Here is a 25030-nt window from a genome sequence, read left to right on the forward strand (position 1 = left end):
CATTGTCATGGCCGCCCTCTTCGCGTTCAGCCGGGTCTTCGGCTGAGTGGCATCGAGCCGAGCAATCGTCACGGTCGCGGGGCGTTGTTCGCCCGAGGGAGGCGACTGGCGTAGCCGCCGTTACTCCAGCGGGTTGCGGCAAACTCAAGCGCGGGGCGCGGTATCGGCTGGCGGGACGCGCATCTGGCCGTCTATGACCTCGGTCTCGGGCCGGTCACCCCCATCGGTGTATTCCTCGTGCCACTTGCCTTTTTCGTCCTGGTAGCTGATCTCGGCCGAGTCGCCGCCTACCTGCTGTTCGGCGGCAACGATACGGGCGGCCTCCACCGCCTCGGCATGCGTTGGAAACGCTTCGGAATAAACACCGGCGAATCGATACGCCCAGCCGCCGTCGTGCGGCACCACTTCGTAAGTGACCTTGACCATTTATCTGCCTCCTCTTCTTCCCAAGGCCGCGCGTTCCGGAAGGGTCCGGTGTGATCGCCCTTTTTGCGTGAAGAGATCCGGCAGGCCGCAGGTGGCACCGGCAGGCGATAGCCGCAGTATTCCATCAAAAGCGCGCGACTGCAAATTTCGCGAGACCTCTCCAATGCGTCATCGACACTTGATGTGAGAAATCATTGCCTTAGAGTGTCATGATGAATCGAGATGAGAGAGAGAGCTGGTGCGGATATCGTCGATCCTGAGGGAGGAAAGATTTCTTCTTCTCGCGCTGGTCGTGGCAATCGTCGCTTACACAGGCGAACATGCCGCGCTGGAGGGGGGACGTCTGCCGGCGCTCATCGCCGCCACGGCGCTCATCGTCACAATCGTGCTCGTTTCCATCCGGGTTGCTCACCACGCCGAAATCCTTGCCGTCAAGGTCGGCGACCCCTACGGAACCATGATCCTGACGCTGTCGGCCGTCGTCGTCGAGGTCATCATCCTCGCTATCCTCATGAGCGGGGAAAGCTCGCCGACGCTGGTGCGCGACACGATCTATTCCGCAGTGATGCTCGACATCAACGGCATCCTCGGCCTTGCGGCTCTGCTCGGAGGCCTAAAGCACGGCGAACAGCCCTATAACGACGATTCCAGCAGGACCTACGGCGTGATGATCCTGACCGCCATGGGCATCTCGATGATCGTCCCGGAATTCATTCCCGACGCGAAGTGGCACTACTATTCCGTCTTCACCATCTGCGCGATGATCGCGCTTTATGCGCTGTTCCTGCGCATGCAGGTCGGCCAGCACAGTTATTTCTTCAGCTACAGCTATCCCCGCGTCGAGAGGAAGAAGCAGGACGCCGAGGACGGGCATGGCGACGAGTCGACGTGGGCGTCCGTCGCGACCATTCTGGTCGGCGTCGTGCTGATCGGCGTCCTTGCCGAGTTCATGTCCGCCTTCATGTCGACAGGCCTCAGCGGCAGCGGCACCCCGCCGGCCGTCGCCGCTTTCGTCGTTGCCGCGATCTCGGCAGCGCCGGAGATCCTGACCGCGTTACGCGCCGGGCTGCGCAACCGAATGCAGGCAACGGTCAACATTGCCATGGGCGCTTCGCTCTCGACCGTCATTCTGACGGTGCCGGTCATGGAGGCGATCGCGCTCTATACCGGCCAGCCCTTCATCATGGCGATGTCGCCGGTCCAGACAGTGATGGTCGCCATCACCCTGGTCGCCGCCGCGATCAACCTCAACGACGGCGAGACCAACGCCATCGAAGGCATGACGCATTTCATCCTCTTCGCCACCTTCATCATGCTGACGGCGCTCGGACTTTGAATCCGATTCCAAGAGGTTGAGCGGTAAAGCGGAATCGAAACAGGAAGGCGTTGAAGCGGGACGCGAAGGCGATCCGAACTCAAAATTGCAGCGCCATGGGGTGATTTTCCAGCGCCCTGTCGATTGTGACGAGCCGCAATCCTTCGATCTGACACTGAGCAAGCAGCAACCGATCAAAGGGGTCGCGCGTCTCGGGCTCAGGGTCGGCAGCGGCCAGAACATGACGCAACTCAATTTGCAAAAACGACAACTCCGCTGCTTCGAGCGATTGCGCCATGTCCTCAAGCGGCATGCCCGGATCGAGTTTCCCCAGCCGAGTCTTGATCGCCGTTTCCCAAAGACTTGCCACGCTCACAAAGGCTTCCGTCTCGTCGTCTGCCAGCAGTTGCGCAACATCAGGAAAGCGCTGCGCGACATCCTTGCGTAAGATCGCCAGAACGATGTGAGTATCGAGCAGAAGCCTCATCACTCCGGAAGCGGCCTCAACAGAAAGTCCTCGGGAAGAGGATCGTCGAAGTCATCAGCGATGAAGGGAACGGGATTGGTGATCCCTTTTGACCGAAGATAGGCTTGCCCCGCCTCCAGATCGATCCCCCCGCGCTTGCGGTGCGGCACGAGATCGAAAACGGGTTTGCCGTTTCGCGTCACGACGACAACCTCTCCGCTCTCGACCTCACGGGCAAGTTCGGTCAGGCGGTTCTTCGCGTCTCGGATCGATACGGTTTTCATGCGTTAAATGTAGCTACATGCGGCCACATCGTCAACGACGGGCCCGACGCCATTCCTAAACGCAAAAGGCCCGCCATCGCTGGCGGGCCTTCAATCCGTGGGCTCGATCCACTTACTTGCAGGCGGCGCAGAAGCGCTGGATGCGACGGCCTGCCTCTTCGAGCAGTTCCTCTGACGTGGCGTAGGAGATGCGGAAGTTCGGGCCGAGACCGAAGGCCGAGCCGTGGACGACGGCCACGCCTTCGGCGTCCAGAAGCTCGGAGACGAAATCCTCGTCGGTCTCGATGACCTTGCCGGACGGCGCGGTCTTGCCGATCAGGCCGGCGCAGGACGGATAGACGTAGAAGGCGCCCTCCGGCGACGGGCAAGAAATGCCCTTGGCCTGGTTGAGCATCGAGACGATTAGGTCGCGACGGCCCTGGAAGATCGCCTTGTTCTTGGCGACGAAATCCTGCGGGCCGTTCAGCGCTTCCACTGCAGCCCACTGGGCGATCGAGGTCGCACCGGAGGTCTGCTGGCCCTGAATCATGTCCATCGCCTTGATCAGCGGCAAGGGGCCGGCAGCATAGCCGATGCGCCAGCCGGTCATGGCGTAGGCCTTGGATACGCCGTTCATCGTTAGCGTGCGGTCATAGAGCTTGGGCTCGACTTCCACCGGTGTCGCGAACTTGAAGTCGCCATAGGTCAGGTGTTCGTACATGTCGTCGGTCAGCACCCAGACATGCGGGTGCCGGACGAGCACATCGGTCAGCGCCTTCAGTTCGTCGTGGCTGTAGGCCGCACCCGACGGGTTGGACGGCGAATTGAAGACCAACCACTTCGTCTTCGGCGTGATGGCCTTATCGAGGTCTTCGGGCTTGAGCTTGAAGTTGTTTGCCTGCGTCGTGGCCACAAAGACCGGCGTGCCGCCGCACAGCGCCACCATTTCCGGATAGGAGACCCAGTAAGGTGTCGGGATGACGACTTCATCGCCTGGATTGAGGGTCGCCATGAAGGCGTTGAAAAGAATCTGCTTTCCGCCCGTGCCGACGATCGTCTGCTCCGGCGCGTACTCCAGATTGTTCTCGCGCTTGAACTTGGCGGCAATCGCCTTGCGCAGTTCCGGAATGCCGGCGACCGGCGTGTACTTCGTCTCGCCGCGATTGATCGCGTCGATGGCGGCCTTCTTGACGTTGTCAGGCGTATCGAAATCGGGCTCACCGGCGCCGAGGCCGATCACATCGCGTCCTTTTGCTTTCAGTTCGCGTGCTTTCTGGGAAACGGCGATGGTGGCAGAAGGCTTTACACGGGAAAGAGCGTCGGCAAGGAAGGCCATGGTGATCGGTCCTGTTCGGTTGAAATGGGCAGAAAGCCTGCGGACCAGATTTCTGCGCTAAGGTCTATGTCGAATGTGGGCCGACGTTTCAAGGGAAAAGGCGTCACGGTGACACAGATTAGCAAGGCTTCACGGGCCATTTGAAGCAAGACCGGCAACACAATGGTGTGACCCAGCCCCGGCACGGCTTGAATCCGCCGACCGTTCTCCCAGCTTGTCGGGGAGATCAGAAACGGAGCCTATCTTGCTCTACACGCGCGTGACAGGACACTTTCTGGGTTTTGCGATGGGGCTCGCGATAGCCGCCGAGGCGGCTGCGTCCGAAGCGCCAACGACAGTCAAGACGCAGGATGTCACGGTCAAGGTCGAGACGATCGCCAGCGGTCTCGAGCATCCCTGGGCCGTTGCAGTGCTGCCCGACGGCGGCTATCTGGTAACCGAGCGGCCGGGGCGTATGCGCCTCGTTCGAGACGGCAAGATATCGCCACCGATTGCCGGTCTCCCGCCGATTGCCGCTCGCGGCCAGGGTGGCCTCCTCGACGTCGAACTCGACCCCGGCTTCGCTGCTAGCCGCACGCTCTATTTCACCGCCAGCATTGCCGGCAAGGGCGGGTTTGGGACGGCGGTATTTCGCGCGGTGCTGTCGTCGGAGGAAACAAAGCTTTCCGATGTCAGGCGGATCTTCCTGATGCATCGCCTTTCGACGGGCGCGCTGCAGTTCGGCTCGCGCATCGCCATTGCTCGCGACGGCAGTCTGTTCGTCAGCCTCGGCGACCGCTACGAGATGAACCGCGCACAGGATTTTCACGACGACGCCGGTTCGATCATCCATATCAACGCCGACGGCAGCATCCCGGCCGACAACCCTTTCGCGGACGGCGTTAAGGCCCTGCCGGAGATCTGGTCCAAGGGGCACCGTAACCCGCAAGGCATCGCCTTCGATGCGGCGGACGGCCGCCTCTACACCGCTGAGCACGGCGCACGCGGCGGCGATGAAATCAATGCCCCAGAGGCAGGCAAGAACTACGGCTGGCCGGTCATCACCTATGGGCGCGACTATTCCGGCGCCGAGATAGGCGTCGGCACTGCCAAGAAAGGCATGGAACAACCGCTCTTCTATTGGGACCCTTCCATCGCCCCTGGAGCGATTGCCGTCTATCGCGGCAGGATGTTTCCCGAATGGAACGGCGACTTCATCGTGACGGCGCTGAAGTTCGCACTCGTTTCCCGTCTCTCGCGCGGAACGGACGGCAAGATCACGGAGCGGGAACGGATGTTCGACGGTGAGTTCGGCCGGCTGCGCGACGTTGTAGTCGCGCCTGATGGCGCGCTGTTGATCACCACCGACGAGGACGACGGCGCGCTCCTGCGCGTTTCGCGCGCCTCCCCCGGCGACTGAATGGCGGCCGTTGCCGCGCGGCTTTTTGAGCTCAAGGCGTACCGCTTTGCCGCGGTCGGACTTGCCCCGGAAAGCGTCAACTGCTAACGCTCCGGCAAATATCCTCCGACATCAGGGTCAAAATGACGCGCGTTCAGGCGAATCTACTTCTGTTGCTTGCCGCTGCCATCTGGGGCGGCGGCTTTGTCGCGCAATCGACCGCCATGCACTCGATCGGCCCATTCTGGTTCATCGGGCTCCGTTTCGTCGTCGCCACCGTCGTCGTCCTCCCCTTCGCCTGGCTGGAAGCTCGCAAGGCAGCGGCCCCGCTGAAGCCAAAGCATATGCGCGCCTTCATCCTGGTCGGGCTTGCCCTGTTCGGTGGCGCTGCCACCCAGCAGATCGGGCTTCAGACCACGACGGTTACCAATTCGAGCTTCATCACCGGTCTCTATGTCGTCTTTGTGCCGCTGATCGCCGTCATCTTCCTTCGCAAGCCGCCGCATTGGATCATTTGGCCGGCGGCCCTGATGGCTCTGACCGGCATCTATCTTCTCTCGGGCGGCGCGCTTTCCGGACTTTCGGTCGGCGACATGCTGACCGTCGTCTGCGCCGTCTTCTGGGCAATCCAGATCACGCTTGCCGGCATCGCGGTCAAGGAGACGGACCGTCCGCTCGGTCTCTCGGCAACGCAGTTTGCGGTCACGGCCGCGGGCGGCCTCGCCTTTGCGATCGTACGCGAACCGATCAGCCTCGACGTCATCAGGGCGGCACTCGGCGAAATCCTTTATGTCGGCATCTTCTCCTCAGGGCTCGCTTTTGCGCTGCAGGTTATCGGCCAGCGCTACACGACGTCGTCGCAGGCCGCGATCTTCCTGTCGTCGGAGGCGCTTTTCGGCGCGGCGCTCGGCGCTCTCCTGCTCGGGGAGACGATCTCGCCGCTCGGCTACATCGGCTGTGCGCTGATGTTTTCGGCAATGCTGGTGGTCGAGGTTCTTCCAGAGCTGGCACGCCGTCGCACCGCCGCAACGTCCTGATTCCCGTTATCGGACAATAATTTCGGCGAAAATGGCAGGATCTCGCACAGTGTATTAAGGATTTTTTTAATCCGGACTGAAATCTAATTCCGACCTGACATTTGGGACAAATTCACGGAAATTACATCGTAGACAATACAAAATCGGTTATCCGGCCACACAAAATGTGAGAAATTTTCGTTTTAGGTCCGCTCGGGCGGTTTCGCCCGCGGACTTTTGCGCTTCTGCAAAAAACTTTTGCTTGCCAAGTTTTAATAAACACAGCAGTCTACGGGCTGTTCGGGCAATTTACGAGCATGGGAAGTCCTTATAAAAATATGCGTGCCGGGAACGCAAATATTCCGGTCAGCCGGGTTAAGGAGCAGATGCGCAGCCGTCGCGTCGCGATTGCAGCCTTGGCGGATGGGACCTTTTCCTCAAATTTCGAGAACTGCCTGCCAGCGCCCTTCCTGGGCAATACTGCAATGCTGCCCGTGTGGATGGCGGGCAGAGAGAAAAGGACCTGACGCATGGCCGAGACTGGGACTGTAAAATTCTTCAATACCGATAAGGGCTTCGGCTTCATCAAGCCGGACAAGGGTGGCGCGGACATTTTCGTGCACATTTCCGCCGTACAAGCCTCTGGCTTGGCAGGACTTTCAGAAAACCAGAAGGTGAGCTTCGATACCGAGCCGGATCGCCGCGGCAAAGGGCCGAAAGCAGTCAACCTGCAGATTTCCGGCTAACGCATATCGTTGGATCGGGACCGATCTAGCGACGAAATTGCGGGCAGCGTTGAAGCGTCCCATACGCGTTGGGGACGACTGTGGCGCTTTATAACGTCAAGAGTCTAGGCATACGAACCCGGCAGGAATGCCGGGTTTTGTCGTTTCTGGCTGTCCCCTCACATTCAGCCTGCATTCAGCATCGAGCCACTAGATTGACGCAATGAAAGCCTACTGCATAACGCCTCAGATCAGCATTGATTCAGGGCTCGAACACGCAGCGGCTTGACGTTGCTAGGGCGTTTTCTCGACGGCAAATGACGCTCTACGCATCGGGTACCGACTTTTCACGAGGACAGCACTATGAACAGTTTCGGAAAATCCATCCTAGTCTCCGCCGCAGCCGCTGCGTTGACGCTGACGTCGATCTCGGCAGCCTTTGCGGACGATCATTGGCACCACTACCACAACAATAGTGACGGCTGGGTCGCCGGCGCTGCCGGTCTAGCCACTGGTCTGATCGTGGGTTCCGCCATCGCCAGCCAGCCAAGGTACGTCGAACCGGCACCCTACTACGCCGAGCCCGAATACGCGCCTCCGCCGCGGCGTTACTATCGCGCGCCGGTCTATGCCGCACCGCGCGAAGCCTACTATCAGCCGGGTTACGACCTGCGTCCGTGGTCGCCGGAATGGCAGCGCTATTGCTACGATCGCTACCGCTCGTTCGACGGCCGAAGCGGCACCTATGTCGGCTATGACGGCATGCGCCATTTCTGCACGGCCGGCTGACGTCCGCTCTGATGATTACGAGAACGCCGCCCTCATGGGCGGCGTTTTGCATTTAACGCTCAAAGCCCGCGCAGGAACGGATTGGTCCGGCGTTCCTCGCCGATCTGGCTGCCCGGCCCATGGCCGCAAATGAAGCCGACGTCGTCTCCGAGCGGCAGCACCTTGTCACGGATGGAGTCGAGCAGCTGCTGATGATTGCCGCCCGGCAGGTCCGTGCGCCCGATCGACCCGTGGAACAGGACATCGCCGAGATGTGCGAAGTTCTGGCTGCGGTTGAAGAAGATCACATGGCCCGGCGAATGGCCGGGGCAGTGGTAGACCTCGAATTCGTGCTCGCCGAAGGAGAGCTTGTCGCCCTCCTTCAGGAAGCGGTCCGGCGTGACATTGCGAACGCCGGGAATTTGGAAGCCCTGCCCCCTTTGCTCGATGAGCTGTAGCAGCGGCAGGTCATCCTCATGCGGGCCGATCACCTTGATGCCGAGGTTGTCGCGCAGTTCGCTGGCACCGCCGGCGTGGTCGATATGCCCATGCGTCAGCCAAATCTCCTGAAGCGTGATCTCGTTTTCGCGAACCGTCTCCAGAATGACCTCGACGTCGCCACCGGGATCGACGATGACGCCCTGCTTGGTATCGGGATCGAACAGGATGGTGCAATTCTGCTGGAAGGGTGTGACCGGAATGATGCCGGCCTGAAGCATGGCCATGATCGCCTCATGAGTTTAAATGTCTGGTGCCGGTATAGTATCAAAGCCAGCTCAAGGCAGCCTCTTTTTCAAGATTTAGATTTCATATTGAAATTCAAATAGATGCAGATAGAACCAGAACTTCGCGCCCGCAACCGAGGGAACATCCCTGCCTTTCGCGGCGTTTCCCGGCCATCGATCCATCGACAGCCTAGGAGAATTCCATGTCCCTCAAGAAAAGCATGCTTTTGACCGGTATGCTGATCGCGGCGAGTGCCGGCCTTGCGCAAGCCGAGATGTCGGCCACGACTGTCACCGACCTCCAGGTGCGCACCGGCCCCGGTCAGCAATATCCCATCGTCGGCATCGCCACGCGGGGTTCGCAGGCCATCATCGACGGCTGCATCAGAAACAGCCGCTGGTGCCGCGTGCAGCTCGACCAGAGCGGCATTCGCGGCTGGGCATATGCGCAATATCTGAGTGTTGATCAGAACGGCAGCCCGGTGGTTGTCGAAGAGCATGGCGCAGCGCTCGGTATTCCCATCGTCACCGACGAGGAGATGGATCAAAACACGACCGGCGCCGTTGTCCTTCCGCCCGTTCAGCCAAGCCCGGACGATGAATTGATCGGCCGGGTCGGAAAGGTGGAGACGATCGTCCCGCCTGAGACTGTGCGCACCTATATCGATGAAAATCCTGGGGACACGGTGCGCTTGAACGGTGACGTCGTCGTGGGCGCAGGTCTTCCTGATACCGTGACCGTGCGGGCGATCCCCGACTATCGCTACAGCTATGCCCGCGTCAACGATCAGCCCGTGCTCGTGGACCCCGGCTCCCGCCGCATCGTCTACGTCTATCGCTGAGGAGGCGGACGTGAACGACGGCGGCTGACGAAGGCGGGCGATGATCCCCGAAAAGGAGCCGACCACCATGGTGCGGCGCGGGCAACTGCGCCGTAGCTTTGTTCTCGCCTCGTCGAACAAGAGACACGACCTTGCAGGTCAAAATCTCTCGCATGGGTTGCCGTTGGTGTTCAATCTCAGGAATTTATGCTAGCTTTTCCATGCAGATGGCGATTCTCTAGGGGGTATCCGCCTCAGGCCGAGCGCGGGCCCAGTCGCCTGAACATGGAGGGGACCTCATGGAAGCTCTGATGCCGATCATCACTCAGCTGATCGCAGGCGCAGTCGGCGGCAATGCCGTTAGCGCAGTTCTAAAGCAGGAAGCCATCAGCGTGGTGGCCAGAACCATCGCAGGCGCCATCGGCGGCATCGGCGGCGGGATCATTCTCAACATGGTCGGCGGGGAAGCCGGTTTGAGCGCAATCGTTGCCAATGGCATCGGCGGCCTCGTTGGCGGTGGCGTTCTCTCGGCAATCGTCGGGGCGGTAATGAACCGCTCGCGATAGGTCATTTTGCTACAAGCGTCGGATGGGCGGTTCGCGGCCATCCGACGCGTTATCATTGCCGGCGCTCTTCTGGCGCCTTGCGGCACGCGACTTCCGCAAGCATCGGCTGAGATGCTGTCGCCAATCCCAGATAAGGCAAGCCACCGCAGGCTCGATGGAGCGCCGTTGCCCTTCCTCACTAGCGGTTCCGCGCCGATGGTTGATTGTTGTCTCCAATTCGGCTCTATCCGCTGCTACGGAAGACAAAGACGTGTGATTGCGTCGAGGTCGTGTCCTCAGAGGAATTGCAGATGACGCAAATTTACGTCAACAAAACTGACATATTCTGCGAGAATGTCCTGACCGCCTGAAACGTTGAAAGGAATGCCGAGTGCCACGACAGACGAGCCAGAAGGCAGCCAAACCGGAGCCGCTCGCCACGCCGCTGGGAAATACGGAAACCATCGATTTCGAGATCATCGAGCTTCTGTTTTTCGCCTATCGCGACTTCGTTTCGGACCCGGACGCCATTCTGCTGAAGAGCGGCTTCGGCCGTGCTCACCATCGCGTCGTGCACTTCGTCAACCGCGAGCCCGGCATGACGGTCGCCGATCTCTTGGATACGCTGCGGATCACCAAACAGAGCCTGGCGCGGGTCCTCAAACAATTGATCGATTCAGGCTATATTCGACAGGTGGCGGGTCCAGAGGACCGCCGGCAGCGCAAGCTCTATCCGACCAAGGCGGGCCGTGAGCTGGCGTTGGCGCTGGCGGAACCGCAGTCGCGCCGCATCGAAAGCGCTTTCGCCGATGCCTCTAGCGAGGTGCGCGAGGGCGTGAAGAAGTTTCTGCGAGGCATGCAGGACAGATACAGAAGCGAGACGGGCTGATGACGACGAAGACAGCGATTTCCGACGATGCCGCCCATCTGCTCGTGGTCGACGACGATACGCGCATTCGCGCGCTGCTTAATCGCTACCTGATGGAGAAGGGATTTCGGGTGACTGTCGCCGCCGACGGCGCCGAAGCCCGTCGCAAGCTGGCCGGGCTCGATTTCGACCTGATCATCATGGACGTGATGATGCCCGGCGAATCCGGCATCTCGCTGACGGAGGCGTTGCGCGCCATAAAGAACGTCCCGATCATCATGCTGACGGCGCTGGCGGAGGCGGATTCGCGCATTGCCGGGCTGGAAGCAGGCGCCGACGACTATCTCTCGAAACCCTTCGATCCGCGCGAACTGGTGCTGCGCATCAACAACATCCTCAGGCGCAACACGCCCGCCGACGCGCCGAAGATCGAGCAGGTCATGTTCGGCCCCTACACCTTCTCGCTCACCCGCAAGGAACTGAAGAAGGCTTCGGAGCTTATCCGCCTGACCGACCGCGAGCAGGAGATCATGCTGCTGTTCGCCAAGCGCGCCGGCGACACGATCGCCCGCCACGAACTGATCGGCGACGAGGCGGACGTCGGCGAGCGCACCATCGACGTTCAGATCAACCGGCTGCGCCGCAAGATCGAGGACGACCCGGCCAATCCGGTCTGGCTGCAGACCGTGCGCGGCATCGGTTATCGGCTGAGCATCGACTAGATAGGACCGACGGCACCATGGCGGCATTCGATACGATCAGGCGCGAGCACGACCATTCGCCATCCTCGGGATTGCGCTGGTTCATTCGCTGGCTGCGCCGGCAACTGCCGACGGGCCTCTATGCCCGCTCGCTGCTGATCATCATCATCCCAATGGTCCTGTTGCAGGCGGTGGTGGCGACCGTCTTCATGGAGCGCCACTGGCAAATGGTCACGCAGCGCCTCTCTATGGGCGTGACGCGCGATATCGCCGCCATCATCTCGGTCATCGAAACCTATCCCCAGGATGCCGACTACACGGATATCACCCGGATCGCGCACGAAAAACTCGACCTGACGATCTCGATCGAGCCTGGAGGCGAACTCCCGCCGCCGCGAGAAAAGCCTTTCTTCTCGATTCTCGACGGGATCTTGAGCGACGAGATCCGGGATCAGATCGACCATCCTTTCTGGATCGATACGCTCGGCGATTCCCAGCTGGTGGAGATCCGCATCAAGCTGCCGGACAAGGTGCTGCGCGTGTTGGCGCGGCGCAGCCAGACCTACGCGTCGAACACCCACATCTTCATTCTCTGGATGGTCGGCACATCGCTCGTGCTCATCGGCATTTCGGTGCTTTTCCTGCGCGGCCAGATACGGCCAATCCTCTCCCTGGCGCACGCGGCGGAGAACTTCGGCAAGGGCCAGAAGCCGGACCATTTTTCGCCGCGCGGCGCCGACGAGGTGCGTCGTGCAGGCCTCGCCTTCATCCTCATGCGCGAGCGCATCGAGCGGCAGATCGAACAGCGCACCGCGATGCTGAGCGGCGTCAGCCACGACCTGCGCACGGTCTTGACCCGCTTCAAGCTACAGCTCGCGCTCGCGGGCGAGCGTCCGGATCTGCAGGGCCTCAACGAGGACGTCGAGGACATGCAGAGTATGCTGGAAGGCTATATCGCCTTTGCCCGGGGCGAAGCGGAAGAGGATGTCGGCACGCTGAAGCTCAGCGACGTGCTCGAGAAGATCGAGGCCGACTTCCTGCTGCACGATAAAAAGATCACCTTTGCGATCGAGGGCGAAGACGAGATCTCGGTGCGCCCGAACGCCTTTACCCGTCTCGTCGCGAATCTCGCGACCAACGCGCGCCGCTATGCCGATACGCTTCGCGTCGAAGCGAAACACAGCGCCAAATGGCTGACGCTGGTCTTCGACGATGATGGGCCGGGCATTCCCTCGCAGGCGCGCGAGGACGTCTTCAAACCGTTCTTCCGGCTCGACGAGGCGCGCAATCTCGACAATTCCGGCACTGGCCTTGGCCTTGCCATCGCCCGCGACATCGCCCGCAGCCACGGCGGCAACGTCACGCTCGGAGACAGTCCGCTCGGAGGCCTCAGGGCTACCATCCGTATCCCCGCATAAGGAGCCCGCACGATGGCGATCGATGCCGCAGACATGACCTGGCTGAACCCGCCTGCCCGTACCGAGACACGCGGCGGCAGCCTCGTGGTTGCCTCAGGCGACAAGACCGATTTCTGGCAAGGCACCTACTACGGCTTTCACCGGGACAACGGCCATTTCCTTTCGAAGCGCCGGCGCGGCGATTTCACTGCGGAAGTGACGTTTATCGGCCACTACAGCGAACTCTACGATCAGGCCGGGCTGATGGTCCGCCACGACGCCACGCATTGGATGAAATGCGGAATAGAATATACCGACGGCGCCAGGCATTTCAGCGTCGTCGTCACGACCGGCCATTCCGACTGGTCGGCATTCCGTCTCGATCACGATTTCGAACGCATGTCGGTCCGCGTCACCCGCAACGGCGATGCGCTGTTCATCCAGTACCGTACCGACCGGATGGCCGAATGGCGCATGGCGCGCCTTGCCTATTTTAATCCGGCATACGAGGAAGTGTCCGTAGGTCCGGCTTTCTGCTCGCCACAACGTCAAGGCTTCGAAGCGGAGTTCTTGGAGTTCTCGCTCACGGACGCCCTATCGCGGGATATTCATTGATGTAGCTCAGCTAACCTCGCGCAACATCTGCAAACCATGCTTCCGGACGAGAGAAAGAAGCTTCAACGCAGGCCCGCTGGGACGCTTGGCACCGGTTTCCCATTTCTGAACCGTGGACTCGCTGGTGTTCAGATAGCGCGCGAAGACCGGCTGGCTCACGTGGTTGCTTTCCCGAAGTGCCTTGATCTCGATCGGAGAGAGCTCCATGGGCACGGAAAGGCAATTCTCGTCAAAAGACCGCATCGTTTCCTTATCGATGGTGCCGGCTGCATGCATGCCTTCCACAGCGCTATGAATCGCTTCAAACGCGTCACTCTTAAACCTGCGCTTTGTTGCCATTGCAAATCTCCACTAGCGCGCCGACTTTGATTTCGGCTTCCAGATCGGCTTTCGTCTTTCGTCGATAAAGGTCAGCCAGCCTTCGGAATGCCTGCAATTCATCATCGTCGATATTCGCTCTATCCTTTTTTGCGAAGAGATAGGTGAACACCCAGAATTCACCGGCCTTTGCCAGGATGATGGATCGATACATGTTATCGTTCAGGCGTTTCTTGAAGACGCCCCCGCCGAGATCATCCACCTGGCCACGCGCGGCTTGTTCAATCGCGGTGCAAAGCGCTCTATCCGCAATGCGAGCCTTCATTGCCGCTTTCGCAAACCAGGCGGTTTTGAATATGCGTTCCGACATGAATATATAGCACCAAGTGCTACCTTTATCAAGAAGCGAATTGCAATCAAAGGCGAAGCCGACGGCTTCGAATATTGGGAATTAGATAACTGCTGACGACCTTGAGACGGCTGTATGGCCCGCACCGAACGGCAGGATAAGTAACTACATCAGCTTTCTGCCATTCGGCACCGGCCGTTCAGCCGCCGCAAGCACGATGGCTCCAGCTTCGTCCTCGAAGCCGAGTGTCAGGACTTCTGAGCGGTAGGGGCCGATCTGGCGTGGCGGGAAGTTGACGACGCCGAGCACCTGGCGTCCGACCAGCCGTTCCGGCGCGTAGTGCGCGGTGATTTGGGCGGAGGATTTCTTGACGCCGATCTCCGGCCCGAAATCGATCTTCAGCTTGATGGCAGGCTTGCGCGCCTCGGGAAACGGCTCGGCCTCGACGATCGTGCCGACGCGGATGTCGACCCGTTCAAAGTCGACATAGGTGATTTCATCCGCCATGGGTTCCCTCTTTAAGCGATTAGCCGGCCAGTTCCTCGGCGCGCTTGCGCGCTGCGGCAATCGCCTCGTCGAACAGCGGCTGCATGCCGTTTTCGGCCATCAGCACGGAAAGGGCGGCAGCCGTCGTGCCGCCCGGCGACGTCACGTTCTGACGCAGCCGCGACGCCTCGTCGGAGGATTGATGCAGGAGTTCGCCGGCACCCGACACGGTCTCGCGGGCAAGACGCATGGCAAGGTCGGCCGGCAGGCCGAGCTTGCGGCCGGCTTCAGCCATGCACTCGACGAGATAGAATACGTAGGCCGGACCGCTTCCAGAAACGGCCGTGACGGCATCGATGTCAGCTTCGCTCGCAACCCATTCCACGGGACCGGAGACCTGCAGGAGGCTGTGCACGAGGCCGCGCTGAGCCGCACTGACGCCCGCGTTGCCGAAGGCGCCGGTGACGCCGCGGCCGATCATCGCCGGCGTGTTCGGCATGGCGCGGACCATCGCGGCCTCGCCCAACTGCGCTTCGAAGAAGGCAAGCGTCTTTCCGGCGGCGACCGAAACCACGACGGTGTCCGCTCCCACTGCGTCCTTCACCGTAGGAAGCACGGCTTCCATGACCTGGGGCTTGAGCGCCAGGAAGAGCACGCCCGCTTTCGTGCCAGAGGCAAGCTTGGTCACATGCGTTGCGCCGCATTCCGCGATCAACGCCGCCATCTTCTCGGAAGGCGCCGGGTCGACGACGATGACCGACGAACCCGGAATACCGCTCTTCAGCCAGCCGGCAAGCATCGCGCCGCCCATATTGCCGGCACCGACGAGAACGATCGGCCGGGAGGCCGACATGCCGGATAAAGCTGCAGTCATTTCACGCCTCGCCTACGGTCTCGAAGAGCACGGCCTCCATGGCCTTGCTTGCCTCCATACCGGACCATACGACGAATTGAAACGCCTGATAATAGGCCTCGCAGGCATCGAGCGCATTGGAAAGCAGCGCCTCCACCTGACGATTGGTCGGCTCCACACCGCCCGAAAGCAGCAGCGACTGGCGGAATATCACCACATCTTCCTGGCGCCAAAGGTCGAAATGACCCATCAGCACCTGACCGTTGATATGGGAAAGCAGCTTGATGACCTCGTTCACCCGAATTTCGGGCACCTTGATATCGAAGGCGCAGGCAATGTGCAGCGCCTCGAACTCCTCCATCCAGGAAAAGGAAACGTGATAATCCGCCCAGCGACCTTCGACGGTCATGGCGATTTCGTCCTCTCCCGACCGCTCGAACGACCAGTCGTTATGGGAGGCCACGAATTCGATCGTATCGACCGGGTTCGACTGCCGTTCAACTTCCATTTCCATCAGGCTCATGCAGCACCTTCTAAACCGGAGTAAATGCAGCTTCCTCGTGACCGAACACAAAAAGACGCGAACACCCTTACCGGAATTACCTGGGACGATATCGAACGGCTGCCAGAACTAACGCACTCACCATGCCCGGAGCTTACCAAGTCCATTTCGAATCATCATTTAAAATCAGTGTATAACGCGATCGGCGTGGCGCCAGCCCTTCCCCTCGAAATTGCGGAAAGGCGCTGTGGAAAGGTCTTCCGAATTTGATTCAGAAGGGAGTCATAACCGACTCTGGCCATTGGCTTTTTTGGAAGTGTCCACAGGGGCATAAAAAAAATTCAAAAAGGCGCGGCACTGCCGTGCCGCGCGACGCGCCGAAATGGCACGGAGCGTCTACTTGCCCTTGGCGGCGAGACGCGCTTCGAGCGCTTCGATCCGGGCGAGCAGCGCTTCGTTTTCGTCGCGCGCCTTGATCGCCATCTCGCGAACGGCCTCGAATTCCTCGCGTTTGACGATGTCCATGCTGTTCAGCCAGCGCTCGGCTTGCGCGTTGAACGCCGTCTCGATCTCTCGCCGCACGCCTTGCGCGGCACCCGCGGCATCGGTCATGAGCTTGGCGAATTCGTCCATGATGCGGTTCGGTCCTGAGGTCATAGCGCTCTCCCTGTACGTCGGTCGGTCCGGGACGAAGCTCGCGCCGCCCACGGCTGGATAGAATGGAGGTAAGGTCTAGCACCCCGGTATGCAAGCTGTTTGAAAGGCTTGAGGGGGACCATCTCAGGCATCGTCCGAACTATCGACTTGACCGTTTCGCCGGCCAGCGCCATCTTCCGCCGACATCAAACGGACCCGACCCCCTTGCACACAGCCGCCAGCCTCCTTGCCATCCTACCCTACCCCGAGATCGATCCGATCGCCTTTTCGCTCGGCCCGATGGCGATCCATTGGTATGGTCTCGCTTATGTCGTGGGCATTTTGCTCGGCTGGGCCTATGCCCGCAGGCTCCTTGCCAATCCGTCGCTCTGGGGGCGGTCGATGGCGCCGACCAGCCAGCAACTCGACGACTTCATCGTCTGGGTGGCGCTCGGCATCGTGCTCGGCGGGCGCATCGGCTATGTGCTCTTCTACGATCTGCAGGCGGTGATTGAGAACCCCGTGCGCGCACTTCAGATCTGGAACGGCGGCATGTCCTTCCATGGCGGACTGATCGGCACCACGATTGCGATGCTTTTGTTTGCCCGGCGAAACGGCCTCGCCGTCTGGACAATGTTCGATATCGTCGCCGCCGTTACGCCTATCGGCCTGTTCTTCGGCCGCATTGCCAATTTCGTCAACGGCGAGCTCTGGGGCAGGATCACCGACGTTCCCTGGGCTATGGTATTCCCCACAGGCGGCCCCTTCGCGCGCCACCCGAGCCAGCTCTATGAAGCGGGGCTCGAAGGCATCGTGCTATTCCTCGTGCTCAGGTTCGCGACTCACCGGCTGCTGGCGCTGAAAACGCCGGGAACAGTGTCCGGCATCTTCGTGATCGGCTATGCGCTGTCACGGATTTTTGTCGAGTTCTTCCGCGAGCCCGATGCCCAGCTCGGCTATCTGGCCGGCACCGGCTGGCTGACCATGGGCATGGTGTTGTCGTTCCCGATGGCCCTGTTCGGACTTTGGGCAATTTTTCGCGCGCGCCGCGCCGCGGCCAAGCTTGCGACCTGAGGAGCAACGCGATGACGACGGCGCTTGGGGAAAAAATAAAGACCATCATCCGGGCCAACGGGCCGATCAGCGTCACCGACTATTTTTCGCTGTGCCTCGCCGATCCGCAACACGGTTACTACCGCACGCGCGAGCCCTTCGGCCGCGCCGGTGATTTCGTCACCGCGCCGGAAATCAGCCAGCTCTTCGGCGAAATGATCGGCATCTTCATGGTGCATGCCTGGCAGCGGCACGGCACGCCCGCCAATGTCCGCTTCGTCGAGATTGGCCCCGGCCGCGGCACGATGATGTCGGACATGCTGCGCGTGATTGCGCGCCTGGCGCCGCCGCTTTACGAGACCTTGACCGTCCACCTGGTCGAAACCAGCGAGCGCCTTCGCGATATTCAGCAGGAAAAGCTTGCCGGCCATGGCGACAAGCTTTCCTGGCACACCGATTTCGACACGGTACCCGCTGGCTTCACCCTGATTGCCGCCAATGAGCTTTTCGACGCGATCCCGATCCGCCAGTTCGTTCACACTCCGACCGGTTTTCGCGAACGCGTCGTAGGCCTGGACACCGACGACGAGCTGGGCTTCACCGCTGGCGTCGCGACCCTTGACCCGGCACTTCTCCCGGGGGGTACGCAGAAGCTGCCGCTCGGCACTGTCTTCGAGGTCGCGCCCGCTCGTCAGGCCGTGATGACAGCGCTCTGCGAGCGGCTGGGCAACCATGGCGGAACGGCGCTGATCATCGACTATGGCTACATGGCGACTGCCTTCGGCGATACCTTGCAGGCCGTGCGCATGCATGAATACGACCCGACGCTTGCGCACCCCGGCGAAGCGGACCTCACGAGCCATGTGGACTTTCAGCATCTTGCGGAAACCGCGCGGGCTGCCGGCATCTATATCAACGGCTGCGTCCACCAGGGCGACTTTCTGATCGGGCTGGGGTTGATGGAGCGGGCCGGCGCGCTCGGTCACGATCGGGAGGCCGACGTGCAGCACGGCATCCAGCTTGCTGTGGACCGGCTGGCCGGCGCGGGCGAGGGAAAGATGGGCGAGCTCTTCAAGGTGCTGGCGGTATCGAGCTCCGCCATCGACCTCCTGCCGTTTCGCCCGGTGGATTGACAGAGCGCGCGCGTCTGGGCCAACATCCGCCCCGACCAAACGCTTCGCGACATGCGCGTGGCGCCAACCTCATCTCACCCAAAATACAAGCAGGATGAGCGAGAACCCATTGCCCCATCCCCTCGAAAGCGCGCTGCTCACCCCCGCACGGGAGGCAGGAATTCGCCACGGATATTTCACGCGCCACGGCGGAGTTTCCGAAGGCATCTATCGTGGGCTGAACGTCGGCCTCGGATCCAATGACGACCGCGAACGGGTGCTGGAAAATCGCAGGCGCGTCGCGGCCTGGTTCGACCTGCCGCTCGAACGGCTTGCAACGGCCCATCAGATCCATTCGTCCGATGTCGTCACGATCGACGGCGCCTATGACGGTACGAGGCAGGAGGCCGACGCATTGGTGACGGCAACCCCTGGCATCGCGCTCGGGGTGCTTGCCGCCGATTGCGGCCCGATCCTCTTTGCGGACGCCGAAAACCGTGTCATCGGCGCGGCGCATGCGGGCTGGAAGGGCGCACTCTACGGCGTTCTCGAAAACACCATCGAGGCGATGATCAGGCTGGGGGCACGGCGCGAAGCGATCGCGGCCTGCCTCGGCCCGTCGATCAGCCAGGCGAGTTACGAGGTGGGGCCGGAATTCATCGAGCGCTTTACGCGTTACGACCAGGCCTATGACGTCTATTTCGCGGCCTCGCAGCGGCCGGACCACGCCATGTTCGACCTGCAGAAGCTGACGGTTGACCGGCTCACCGCGGCTGGCGTCGCGGCCGACAGGCTCGGCCTTTGCACTTATCCCGACGTCGAGCGTTTCTTCTCATATCGCCGGACGACGCATGCGAAGGAAGCCGATTACGGCCGGCAGATTTCCGCAATCGCAATCGAGGAAACAGTCTGATGGCACTCAACTTCGAACGCAGCGAGTATGGCGAGCGTCTCACCCGTGTGCTTGCCAAGATGCAGGAAGAGAAGCTCGATGCCCTGCTGATCTTCGCTCAGGAAAGCATGTACTGGCTGACCGGCTACGATACGTTCGGCTACTGCTTTTTCCAGACGCTGGTGGTCAAGGTCGATGGGACGATGGCGCTGATCACCCGCTCGGCCGATCTCAGGCAGGCGCGCCAGACTTCCGTTCTCGACGACATCCACATCTGGGTCGACCGGGTGAACGCCGATCCGACGGCGGACCTGCGCAACCTTCTTGTCGAGATGGACCTGCTCGGCGCGCGCATCGGCGTCGAATACGACACGCACGGCATGACCGGCCGGATCGCCCGACTGCTCGACAGCCAGCTTGCGACCTTCGGCCAGATCACGGACGCATCCTACCTCGTCAGCCGGCTGCGCCTTATCAAGAGCCCGACGGAGATCGCCTACGTCGAGCGCGCCGCCGCCCTTGCCGACAATGCGCTCGATGCAGCACTTGCGCTGATCGCACCCGACGCCGATGAGGCCGAGATCCTGGCGGCGATGCAAGGCGCGATCTTTGCCGGCGGCGGCGACTATCCCGCCAACGAGTTCACAATCGGCTCCGGCGCCGACGCACTGCTTTGCCGCTACAAGACGGGGCGGCGCAAGCTCGACGCCAACGATCAACTGACGTTGGAATGGGCCGGCGTCTATGCCCACTATCATGCAGCCATGATGCGCACCGTCGTCGTGGGCGATCCCTCGCATCGCCACCGCGAGCTATACAGCGCCTGCCGCGAGACCATCGAGGCGGTCGAGACGGTCCTGAAGCCCGGGCACACCTTCGGCGACGTTTTCGATATGCACGCCAGGATCATGGACGAGCGCGGCCTTGCAAGACATCGTTTCAACGCCTGTGGCCATTCCGTGGGTGCGCGTTTTTCGCCCTCCTGGATGGAGCATCAGATGTTCCACGTCGGCAATACGCAGGAAATCGAGCCGAACATGTCGCTGTTCGTGCACATGATCGTCATGGATTCCGACAGCGGCACCGCCATGACGCTCGGCCACACCTACCTCACGACCACCGACGCGCCCAGGTCGCTTTCGCGGCATTCGCTCGACTTTCTTAACCGTTGATCCGCTAAAGTTCCGCCGATGGCTTGGAGAGACGCGCTAGCGCCTCCCCGGCGACCTGTTCGGACACGAGAAAGGGTGGATCGGGCGATGGGACTTGGCAGAACGATATCAGCGCTCGCTGTTGTCTCAGCCTTGATCTCGGCGTGCAACACCACCGACGCGATGATCCCGCGCGTCGGTGTCGGCGAAGACGCCACTGCCCTCAACTCATCTCCGGTGACGCAGGACGACACCGAACGCATGGCAAGGGCCCCTGCCCGCCAGCAGGCGCTTTCCGCCCCATCGGGCGAGGTGCAACACGGCGGCGGTCAGAGTTTCGAGCAGGCCCAGGCCTATCCCTCGGGTTCGGGCTCAGCTACGCTCGAAGAACAGGCCGATGCGCTTCGCACCACCGGCAGCAACCCTTACCGGTCCGCACCTCTTGCCGATGCGGCGGCGGCACAGGCCTCTCAGGCTGACGAGCAGCAGGAGGCCGACCGGCGTCTTTCGGAAACGCCGTCGACCCAGGCGCAGCAGGAGGAGCAACCGGCTCAGCCCGCGACCGAGGAGCAAGCGCCGCAGCAGCAGGCCTCCCTTCCCCCGGCTCCAGCCGCTGTCGACGGCAATACCATCCGTTTCCTGCCGATTATCGGAGCGCCGGTCGAGGCCGTCACACCGCTCTCGCGCCAGCTTGGCGCCGAGGCGCGCGCCCGGGGCCTCGCGATCAAGGGGTCGACCGACACCAGCGCCAACTACATACTGAAGGGCTATCTGTCCGCCTTCGAGGATGGGCCGCAGATCACCGTTTCCTACGTCTGGGATGTCCTCAACGGCAATGGCGAGCGCCTACACCGCATCCAGGGCAATGAAAGCACACCGCTAAAGGCAGGTGATCCCTGGACTGCCGTTCCGGCCTCGGTGATGCAGAAAATCGCCAACGAGACCATGGAGGAGTTTTCCTCCTGGCGGCAAACGCACGGTGGATAGCGCCCTCACCTTACAGAAATGTTAGGTTTTTGCAGGCCTTGCCCCTTGCATTCGAGTGCAAGCTGGGTAAAAGCGCGGCATCACTTTGAATACAGGCGGACCAAGATGAAGGTTTTCGCAGGGAATTCGAACCGGCACCTCGCCGAGGCGGTTTGCAATTATCTGAATGTTCCCTTGGGCAAGGCCAGCGTTCGCCGATTTGCGGACCAGGAAATCTTCGTAGAAATACAAGAGAACGTACGCGGCGAGGACGTCTTCGTTGTGCAGTCGACGTCGTTTCCGGCCAATGACCATCTCATGGAACTGCTGATCATGATCGACGCCATGCGTCGGTCTTCGGCGCGCCGCATCACGGCCGTCCTGCCCTACTTCGGCTACGCCCGCCAGGATCGCAAGCCCGGTCCGCGCACGCCGATCTCGGCCAAGCTGGTCGCCAACCTGATCACCGAAGCCGGCGCGGATCGCGTCCTGACGCTCGACCTGCATGCCGGCCAGATCCAGGGCTTTTTCGACATCCCGACCGATAATCTCTACGCGATCCCGATTCTCGCTCGCGACATCAAGGCCAACTACGACATCTCCAACGTCATGGTCGTTTCGCCGGACGTGGGCGGTGTCGTGCGCGCGCGTTCGCTGGCGAAGCGCCTCGACTGTCTGCTGGCGATCGTCGACAAGCGCCGCGACCGGCCGGGCGAGTCCGAGGTCATGAACGTCATCGGCGACGTGACCGGGAAGGACTGTATTCTGATCGACGACATCGTCGATTCCGGCGGTACGCTGGTCAATGCGGGAGAAGCGTTGCTGAAGCACGGCGCCACCAGCGTGACCGCCTACATCACCCATGGCGTGCTGTCCGGAGGCGCGGTCACCCGCGTCACCTCCTCGAAGTTGCGTGAACTGGTGATAACCGACTCGATCCAGCCGACCACAAACGTCCAGTCGGCCCACAACATCCGCGTCATCACGACAGCGAACCTGATCGGCGAAGCCATCAACCGCACCAGCCAGGAAGAATCGGTTTCCAGCCTGTTTGATTGACCGCCGTCAGCGGCTCAAGCGGGCGTGACGGAGGGAATGGCGCAAGCCTCGCCGCCGCCGAAAAGCCGGGACCGTGTCAGGAAGCGCCTTTCCCGGCCATTGTCGAGCGAGAACATCCCGCCCCTGCCGGGCACGACATCGATGATCAGTTGCGTGTGCTTCCAGGCTTCGAACTGGCTGGCGCTGATATAGACCGGAACACCGCCGATCTCCCCAAGTTTGATGTCGTTGTCACCGACCAGAAAATCGTCGGTGGGATAGCACATCGGCGACGACCCGTCGCAGCAGCCGCCAGACTGGTGAAAGAGGATATTCGGGTAGTCCGCCTGTATCTCATCGATGAACGCAAGCGCAGCGTCGGTCGCAAGCACGCGCGGTTCACCGTTGATGGTCGTTTCAGTCATGATACCTGCTCCTCGAATCCCGGTCCGCGGAAGGGGGATTACATGCCGGCTCGCCGTCTTCCAGGGTTCGGGTCGCCGCTTCGATCCCGCCTGCCCGCACCCTGTCGTCATCCTCGGTTTGTCCCGAGGATGACGGAGAAAAGTGGGTGCCGCGCCAGCGACAGCCGTTGCGGCGACGGATATTCCGCTTAAGCCCGGCGCCCACTCCCCGACAGGAAGTGGGCCACCGATACTGACACAAGCCTTTCTCAGAAGAACCCGAGCGCTTTCGGGCTGTAGCTTACCAGCATGTTCTTGGTCTGCTGGTAGTGATCGAGCATCATCTTGTGGTTTTCGCGCCCGACGCCCGACTGCTTGTAACCGCCGAAGGCCGCGTGAGCGGGATAGGCGTGGTAGCAGTTGGTCCAGACGCGGCCGGCCTGAATGCCGCGGCCGAAGTTGTAGCAACGGTTGGCGTCACGGCTCCACACGCCCGCACCAAGGCCGTAGAGCGTGTCGTTGGCGATTTCGAGCGCTTCCTTGTCATCCTTGAAGGTCGTGACCGATACGACCGGCCCGAAGATCTCCTCCTGGAAGATGCGCATCTTGTTGTGGCCTTCGAAGACCGTCGGCTTGACGTAGTAGCCGTCCTTCAGCTCGCCGCCGAGATCGTTGCGCGAGCCGCCGGTCAGCACCTTGGCGCCTTCCTGCTTGCCGATATCGAGATAGGCGAGGATCTTTTCCAGCTGCTCGCTCGATGCCTGCGCGCCGATCATGGTTGCCGGATCGAGCGGATTGCCCTGCTTGATGGCTTCGACGCGCTTGATGGCGCGTTCCATGAAGCGGTCGTAAATGCTCTGCTGAACGAGCGCGCGGCTCGGGCAGGTGCAGACCTCTCCCTGGTTGAGCGCGAACATGGCAAAGCCTTCCAACGCCTTGTCGAAATAGTCGTCGTCTTCCGCCATGACGTCGGCGAAGAAGATGTTCGGCGACTTGCCGCCGAGTTCCAGCGTGACGGGGATCAGGTTCTGGCTGGCATATTGCATGATCAGCCGGCCCGTCGTCGTCTCACCGGTAAATGCGATCTTGGCGATGCGCGGGCTCGATGCTAGTGGCTTGCCGGCCTCGACGCCGAAGCCGTTGACAATATTCAGCACGCCTGGCGGCAGCAGATCGCCGATGATCTCCGCCCAGAGCAGTATCGAGGCGGGCGTCTGTTCCGCCGGCTTGAGGACGACGCAGTTGCCGGCGGCAAGCGCCGGAGCGAGTTTCCAGGTCGCCATCAGCAACGGGAAGTTCCACGGGATGATCTGGCCGACCACGCCGAGAGGCTCATGGAAGTGATAGGCGATCGTGTCGCGATCTATTTCACTGATCCCGCCTTCCTGGGCGCGGATGCATGATGCGAAATATCGGAAATGGTCGATTGCGAGCGGCAAGTCGGCCGCCATGGTTTCACGGATCGGCTTGCCGTTGTCCCAGGTTTCTGCCTGAGCCAGGAGCTCGATCTTGTCTTCCATGCGCTGGGCGATCTTCATGAGGATATTGCCGCGCTCGGTCGTCGAGGTGCGGCCCCAGGCGTCCTTGGCGGCATGGGCCGCATCGAGCGCGGCGTTGATGTCCTTTTCGTCGGAGCGCGGAATCTCGCAAAGTTTGCCGCCGGTCACCGGCGTGATGTTGTCGAAATACTTGCCCGAAATCGGTTCGCGCCATTCGCCACCGATGAAGTTTCCGTATTTGAGCTTGAACGGAGATTCGACGATTTTCTGATGCAGCATTTTCATCCTCCCTGATGAGGTCCGGTTTTGGACCGATCAGATGAAATCTGCGCCGGCATTGCGGGAATAGGTAGGGTGCCCAGACAATGCCGCACCGCACAGTGTTTCACCTGTGCGACAGGAGATA

General features: G+C 61.2%; 30 protein-coding genes. 17 read left to right on the forward strand and 13 right to left on the reverse strand.

Annotation, left to right across the window (positions count from 1 at the left end):
- Positions 1 to 144 precede the first annotated feature (144 nt).
- Positions 145 to 426: a DUF2188 domain-containing protein gene (locus AB4048_RS08995; RefSeq protein ID WP_442201594.1), complete on the reverse strand. Its 282-nt coding sequence runs from the start codon at positions 424 to 426 to the stop codon at positions 145 to 147.
- Positions 427 to 664: 238 nt separating this feature from the next.
- On the opposite strand from AB4048_RS08995, the gene AB4048_RS09000 reads away from it, so the two are divergent.
- Positions 665 to 1762: a calcium:proton antiporter gene (locus tag AB4048_RS09000; RefSeq protein ID WP_442201595.1), complete on the forward strand. Its 1098-nt coding sequence runs from the start codon at positions 665 to 667 to the stop codon at positions 1760 to 1762.
- Between the two features lie 79 nt (positions 1763 to 1841).
- On the opposite strand, the gene AB4048_RS09005 is transcribed toward AB4048_RS09000, so the two are convergent.
- The 3 genes from AB4048_RS09005 to AB4048_RS09015 form a co-directional block, all read right to left on the reverse strand.
- A complete protein-coding gene (locus tag AB4048_RS09005) occupies positions 1842 to 2228 on the reverse strand; it encodes a type II toxin-antitoxin system VapC family toxin (protein WP_442201673.1) in 387 nt (128 codons plus the stop codon).
- Positions 2228 to 2491 (reverse strand): type II toxin-antitoxin system Phd/YefM family antitoxin, encoded by a 264-nt coding sequence (locus AB4048_RS09010; RefSeq protein WP_442201596.1) that lies wholly within the window; start codon positions 2489 to 2491, stop codon positions 2228 to 2230. The genes AB4048_RS09005 and AB4048_RS09010 overlap by 1 nt, the downstream gene beginning before the upstream one ends.
- 112 nt (positions 2492 to 2603) lie before the next feature.
- Positions 2604 to 3806 carry a pyridoxal phosphate-dependent aminotransferase gene (locus AB4048_RS09015; protein ID WP_442201597.1) on the reverse strand — a complete coding sequence of 401 codons (1203 nt, stop codon included), beginning with the start codon at positions 3804 to 3806 and terminating at the stop codon, positions 2604 to 2606.
- Positions 3807 to 4092: 286 nt separating this feature from the next.
- Between AB4048_RS09015 and AB4048_RS09020 the strand changes: the two genes are divergently transcribed.
- The 4 genes from AB4048_RS09020 (at position 4093) to AB4048_RS09035 (ending at position 7714) form a co-directional block, all read left to right on the forward strand.
- Positions 4093 to 5205, forward strand: a complete 1113-nt coding sequence (locus AB4048_RS09020; protein WP_442201674.1) for a PQQ-dependent sugar dehydrogenase — start codon at positions 4093 to 4095, stop codon at positions 5203 to 5205.
- Between the two features lie 122 nt (positions 5206 to 5327).
- Positions 5328 to 6221: a DMT family transporter gene (locus AB4048_RS09025; protein ID WP_442201598.1), complete on the forward strand. Its 894-nt coding sequence runs from the start codon at positions 5328 to 5330 to the stop codon at positions 6219 to 6221.
- A gap of 509 nt (positions 6222 to 6730) precedes the next feature.
- The gene (locus tag AB4048_RS09030; protein ID WP_442201599.1) at positions 6731 to 6946 is read left to right on the forward strand and encodes a cold-shock protein; all 216 of its coding nucleotides are present in this window, start codon (positions 6731 to 6733) and stop codon (positions 6944 to 6946) included.
- Positions 6947 to 7288: 342 nt separating this feature from the next.
- Positions 7289 to 7714: a BA14K family protein gene (locus AB4048_RS09035; RefSeq protein WP_442201600.1), complete on the forward strand. Its 426-nt coding sequence runs from the start codon at positions 7289 to 7291 to the stop codon at positions 7712 to 7714.
- Positions 7715 to 7773: 59 nt separating this feature from the next.
- On the opposite strand, the gene AB4048_RS09040 is transcribed toward AB4048_RS09035, so the two are convergent.
- Positions 7774 to 8418, reverse strand: coding sequence for an MBL fold metallo-hydrolase (locus AB4048_RS09040; protein WP_442201601.1), 645 nt, complete (start codon positions 8416 to 8418; stop codon positions 7774 to 7776).
- A gap of 203 nt (positions 8419 to 8621) precedes the next feature.
- Between AB4048_RS09040 and AB4048_RS09045 the strand changes: the two genes are divergently transcribed.
- The 6 genes from AB4048_RS09045 to AB4048_RS09070 all read left to right on the forward strand — a co-directional run bounded on the left by AB4048_RS09045 (position 8622) and on the right by AB4048_RS09070 (position 13365).
- On the forward strand, positions 8622 to 9260 hold the full coding sequence (locus AB4048_RS09045) for a DUF1236 domain-containing protein (protein ID WP_442201602.1): 639 nt from the start codon (positions 8622 to 8624) through the stop codon (positions 9258 to 9260).
- A gap of 278 nt (positions 9261 to 9538) precedes the next feature.
- Positions 9539 to 9805 (forward strand): hypothetical protein, encoded by a 267-nt coding sequence (locus tag AB4048_RS09050; protein WP_442201603.1) that lies wholly within the window; start codon positions 9539 to 9541, stop codon positions 9803 to 9805.
- 370 nt (positions 9806 to 10175) lie between these two features.
- On the forward strand, positions 10176 to 10673 hold the full coding sequence (locus tag AB4048_RS09055) for a MarR family winged helix-turn-helix transcriptional regulator (protein ID WP_442201604.1): 498 nt from the start codon (positions 10176 to 10178) through the stop codon (positions 10671 to 10673).
- Complete coding sequence (locus tag AB4048_RS09060; RefSeq protein ID WP_442201605.1) at positions 10673 to 11374, forward strand: response regulator; 702 nt, start codon at positions 10673 to 10675, stop codon at positions 11372 to 11374. Before AB4048_RS09055 ends, AB4048_RS09060 begins: the two co-directional genes overlap by 1 nt.
- A gap of 17 nt (positions 11375 to 11391) precedes the next feature.
- The gene (locus AB4048_RS09065; protein WP_442201606.1) at positions 11392 to 12771 is read left to right on the forward strand and encodes an ATP-binding protein; all 1380 of its coding nucleotides are present in this window, start codon (positions 11392 to 11394) and stop codon (positions 12769 to 12771) included.
- 12 nt (positions 12772 to 12783) lie between these two features.
- Positions 12784 to 13365: a DUF1349 domain-containing protein gene (locus tag AB4048_RS09070; protein ID WP_442201607.1), complete on the forward strand. Its 582-nt coding sequence runs from the start codon at positions 12784 to 12786 to the stop codon at positions 13363 to 13365.
- A gap of 6 nt (positions 13366 to 13371) precedes the next feature.
- On the opposite strand, the gene AB4048_RS09075 is transcribed toward AB4048_RS09070, so the two are convergent.
- The 6 genes from AB4048_RS09075 to AB4048_RS09100 all read right to left on the reverse strand — a co-directional run bounded on the left by AB4048_RS09075 (position 13372) and on the right by AB4048_RS09100 (position 16530).
- A complete protein-coding gene (locus AB4048_RS09075; RefSeq protein ID WP_442201608.1) occupies positions 13372 to 13704 on the reverse strand; it encodes a helix-turn-helix domain-containing protein in 333 nt (110 codons plus the stop codon).
- On the reverse strand, positions 13682 to 14053 hold the full coding sequence (locus AB4048_RS09080) for a type II toxin-antitoxin system RelE/ParE family toxin (RefSeq protein WP_442201609.1): 372 nt from the start codon (positions 14051 to 14053) through the stop codon (positions 13682 to 13684). Before AB4048_RS09080 ends, AB4048_RS09075 begins: the two co-directional genes overlap by 23 nt.
- 144 nt (positions 14054 to 14197) lie before the next feature.
- Positions 14198 to 14539: a tRNA-binding protein gene (locus AB4048_RS09085; RefSeq protein WP_442201610.1), complete on the reverse strand. Its 342-nt coding sequence runs from the start codon at positions 14537 to 14539 to the stop codon at positions 14198 to 14200.
- A 19-nt stretch (positions 14540 to 14558) separates the two neighbouring features.
- Positions 14559 to 15392, reverse strand: a complete 834-nt coding sequence (proC, locus tag AB4048_RS09090) for a pyrroline-5-carboxylate reductase (protein ID WP_442201611.1) — start codon at positions 15390 to 15392, stop codon at positions 14559 to 14561.
- Between the two features lies 1 nt (position 15393).
- Positions 15394 to 15894: a YbjN domain-containing protein gene (locus tag AB4048_RS09095; RefSeq protein ID WP_442201612.1), complete on the reverse strand. Its 501-nt coding sequence runs from the start codon at positions 15892 to 15894 to the stop codon at positions 15394 to 15396.
- A 375-nt stretch (positions 15895 to 16269) separates the two neighbouring features.
- Positions 16270 to 16530 carry an accessory factor UbiK family protein gene (locus tag AB4048_RS09100; protein ID WP_442201613.1) on the reverse strand — a complete coding sequence of 87 codons (261 nt, stop codon included), beginning with the start codon at positions 16528 to 16530 and terminating at the stop codon, positions 16270 to 16272.
- Between the two features lie 204 nt (positions 16531 to 16734).
- On the opposite strand from AB4048_RS09100, the gene lgt reads away from it, so the two are divergent.
- The 6 genes from lgt (at position 16735) to AB4048_RS09130 (ending at position 22742) form a co-directional block, all read left to right on the forward strand.
- A complete protein-coding gene (gene lgt, locus AB4048_RS09105; RefSeq protein ID WP_442201614.1) occupies positions 16735 to 17583 on the forward strand; it encodes a prolipoprotein diacylglyceryl transferase in 849 nt (282 codons plus the stop codon).
- A gap of 11 nt (positions 17584 to 17594) precedes the next feature.
- The gene (locus AB4048_RS09110) at positions 17595 to 18695 is read left to right on the forward strand and encodes a class I SAM-dependent methyltransferase (protein ID WP_442201615.1); all 1101 of its coding nucleotides are present in this window, start codon (positions 17595 to 17597) and stop codon (positions 18693 to 18695) included.
- Between the two features lie 94 nt (positions 18696 to 18789).
- A complete protein-coding gene (gene pgeF, locus AB4048_RS09115) occupies positions 18790 to 19587 on the forward strand; it encodes a peptidoglycan editing factor PgeF (protein ID WP_442201616.1) in 798 nt (265 codons plus the stop codon).
- Complete coding sequence (locus AB4048_RS09120; RefSeq protein ID WP_442201617.1) at positions 19587 to 20738, forward strand: M24 family metallopeptidase; 1152 nt, start codon at positions 19587 to 19589, stop codon at positions 20736 to 20738. The genes pgeF and AB4048_RS09120 overlap by 1 nt, the downstream gene beginning before the upstream one ends.
- An 87-nt stretch (positions 20739 to 20825) precedes the next feature.
- Positions 20826 to 21704 carry a hypothetical protein gene (locus AB4048_RS09125; protein WP_442201618.1) on the forward strand — a complete coding sequence of 293 codons (879 nt, stop codon included), beginning with the start codon at positions 20826 to 20828 and terminating at the stop codon, positions 21702 to 21704.
- A gap of 105 nt (positions 21705 to 21809) precedes the next feature.
- Positions 21810 to 22742, forward strand: a complete 933-nt coding sequence (locus AB4048_RS09130) for a ribose-phosphate pyrophosphokinase (RefSeq protein WP_442201619.1) — start codon at positions 21810 to 21812, stop codon at positions 22740 to 22742.
- A gap of 14 nt (positions 22743 to 22756) precedes the next feature.
- Here AB4048_RS09130 and AB4048_RS09135 read toward each other — a convergent pair whose 3' ends face one another.
- Both AB4048_RS09135 and adh read right to left on the reverse strand, forming a co-directional pair.
- The gene (locus AB4048_RS09135) at positions 22757 to 23146 is read right to left on the reverse strand and encodes a DUF779 domain-containing protein (protein WP_442201620.1); all 390 of its coding nucleotides are present in this window, start codon (positions 23144 to 23146) and stop codon (positions 22757 to 22759) included.
- A gap of 248 nt (positions 23147 to 23394) precedes the next feature.
- Entirely contained in the window at positions 23395 to 24903 is a 1509-nt protein-coding gene (gene adh / locus AB4048_RS09140) for an aldehyde dehydrogenase (RefSeq protein WP_442201621.1), read from the reverse strand.
- Positions 24904 to 25030: the final 127 nt, after the last annotated feature.

This window comes from Rhizobium sp. RAF56 (assembly GCF_052113965.1).
Classification (GTDB): Bacteria; Pseudomonadota; Alphaproteobacteria; order Rhizobiales; family Rhizobiaceae; genus Rhizobium.

Coding starts and splice junctions, on each gene's coding strand:
- pgeF (WP_442201616.1), top strand. CDS start 18,790: ATGAGCGAGAACCCATTGCCCCATCCCCTCGAAAGCGCGCTGCTCACC.
- AB4048_RS09050 (WP_442201603.1), top strand. CDS start 9,539: ATGGAAGCTCTGATGCCGATCATCACTCAGCTGATCGCAGGCGCAGTC.
- proC (WP_442201611.1), bottom strand. CDS start 15,392: ATGACTGCAGCTTTATCCGGCATGTCGGCCTCCCGGCCGATCGTTCTC.
- AB4048_RS09080 (WP_442201609.1), bottom strand. CDS start 14,053: ATGTCGGAACGCATATTCAAAACCGCCTGGTTTGCGAAAGCGGCAATG.
- adh (WP_442201621.1), bottom strand. CDS start 24,903: ATGCTGCATCAGAAAATCGTCGAATCTCCGTTCAAGCTCAAATACGGA.
- AB4048_RS09125 (WP_442201618.1), top strand. CDS start 20,826: ATGGGACTTGGCAGAACGATATCAGCGCTCGCTGTTGTCTCAGCCTTG.
- AB4048_RS09060 (WP_442201605.1), top strand. CDS start 10,673: ATGACGACGAAGACAGCGATTTCCGACGATGCCGCCCATCTGCTCGTG.
- AB4048_RS09005 (WP_442201673.1), bottom strand. CDS start 2,228: ATGAGGCTTCTGCTCGATACTCACATCGTTCTGGCGATCTTACGCAAG.
- AB4048_RS09065 (WP_442201606.1), top strand. CDS start 11,392: ATGGCGGCATTCGATACGATCAGGCGCGAGCACGACCATTCGCCATCC.
- AB4048_RS09025 (WP_442201598.1), top strand. CDS start 5,328: ATGACGCGCGTTCAGGCGAATCTACTTCTGTTGCTTGCCGCTGCCATC.
- AB4048_RS09015 (WP_442201597.1), bottom strand. CDS start 3,806: ATGGCCTTCCTTGCCGACGCTCTTTCCCGTGTAAAGCCTTCTGCCACC.
- AB4048_RS09030 (WP_442201599.1), top strand. CDS start 6,731: ATGGCCGAGACTGGGACTGTAAAATTCTTCAATACCGATAAGGGCTTC.
- AB4048_RS09020 (WP_442201674.1), top strand. CDS start 4,093: ATGGGGCTCGCGATAGCCGCCGAGGCGGCTGCGTCCGAAGCGCCAACG.
- AB4048_RS09070 (WP_442201607.1), top strand. CDS start 12,784: ATGGCGATCGATGCCGCAGACATGACCTGGCTGAACCCGCCTGCCCGT.
- AB4048_RS09120 (WP_442201617.1), top strand. CDS start 19,587: ATGGCACTCAACTTCGAACGCAGCGAGTATGGCGAGCGTCTCACCCGT.
- AB4048_RS09130 (WP_442201619.1), top strand. CDS start 21,810: ATGAAGGTTTTCGCAGGGAATTCGAACCGGCACCTCGCCGAGGCGGTT.
- AB4048_RS09100 (WP_442201613.1), bottom strand. CDS start 16,530: ATGACCTCAGGACCGAACCGCATCATGGACGAATTCGCCAAGCTCATG.
- AB4048_RS09040 (WP_442201601.1), bottom strand. CDS start 8,418: ATGGCCATGCTTCAGGCCGGCATCATTCCGGTCACACCCTTCCAGCAG.
- AB4048_RS08995 (WP_442201594.1), bottom strand. CDS start 426: ATGGTCAAGGTCACTTACGAAGTGGTGCCGCACGACGGCGGCTGGGCG.
- AB4048_RS09035 (WP_442201600.1), top strand. CDS start 7,289: ATGAACAGTTTCGGAAAATCCATCCTAGTCTCCGCCGCAGCCGCTGCG.
- AB4048_RS09045 (WP_442201602.1), top strand. CDS start 8,622: ATGTCCCTCAAGAAAAGCATGCTTTTGACCGGTATGCTGATCGCGGCG.
- AB4048_RS09010 (WP_442201596.1), bottom strand. CDS start 2,491: ATGAAAACCGTATCGATCCGAGACGCGAAGAACCGCCTGACCGAACTT.
- AB4048_RS09075 (WP_442201608.1), bottom strand. CDS start 13,704: ATGGCAACAAAGCGCAGGTTTAAGAGTGACGCGTTTGAAGCGATTCAT.
- AB4048_RS09110 (WP_442201615.1), top strand. CDS start 17,595: ATGACGACGGCGCTTGGGGAAAAAATAAAGACCATCATCCGGGCCAAC.
- AB4048_RS09085 (WP_442201610.1), bottom strand. CDS start 14,539: ATGGCGGATGAAATCACCTATGTCGACTTTGAACGGGTCGACATCCGC.
- AB4048_RS09135 (WP_442201620.1), bottom strand. CDS start 23,146: ATGACTGAAACGACCATCAACGGTGAACCGCGCGTGCTTGCGACCGAC.
- AB4048_RS09095 (WP_442201612.1), bottom strand. CDS start 15,894: ATGAGCCTGATGGAAATGGAAGTTGAACGGCAGTCGAACCCGGTCGAT.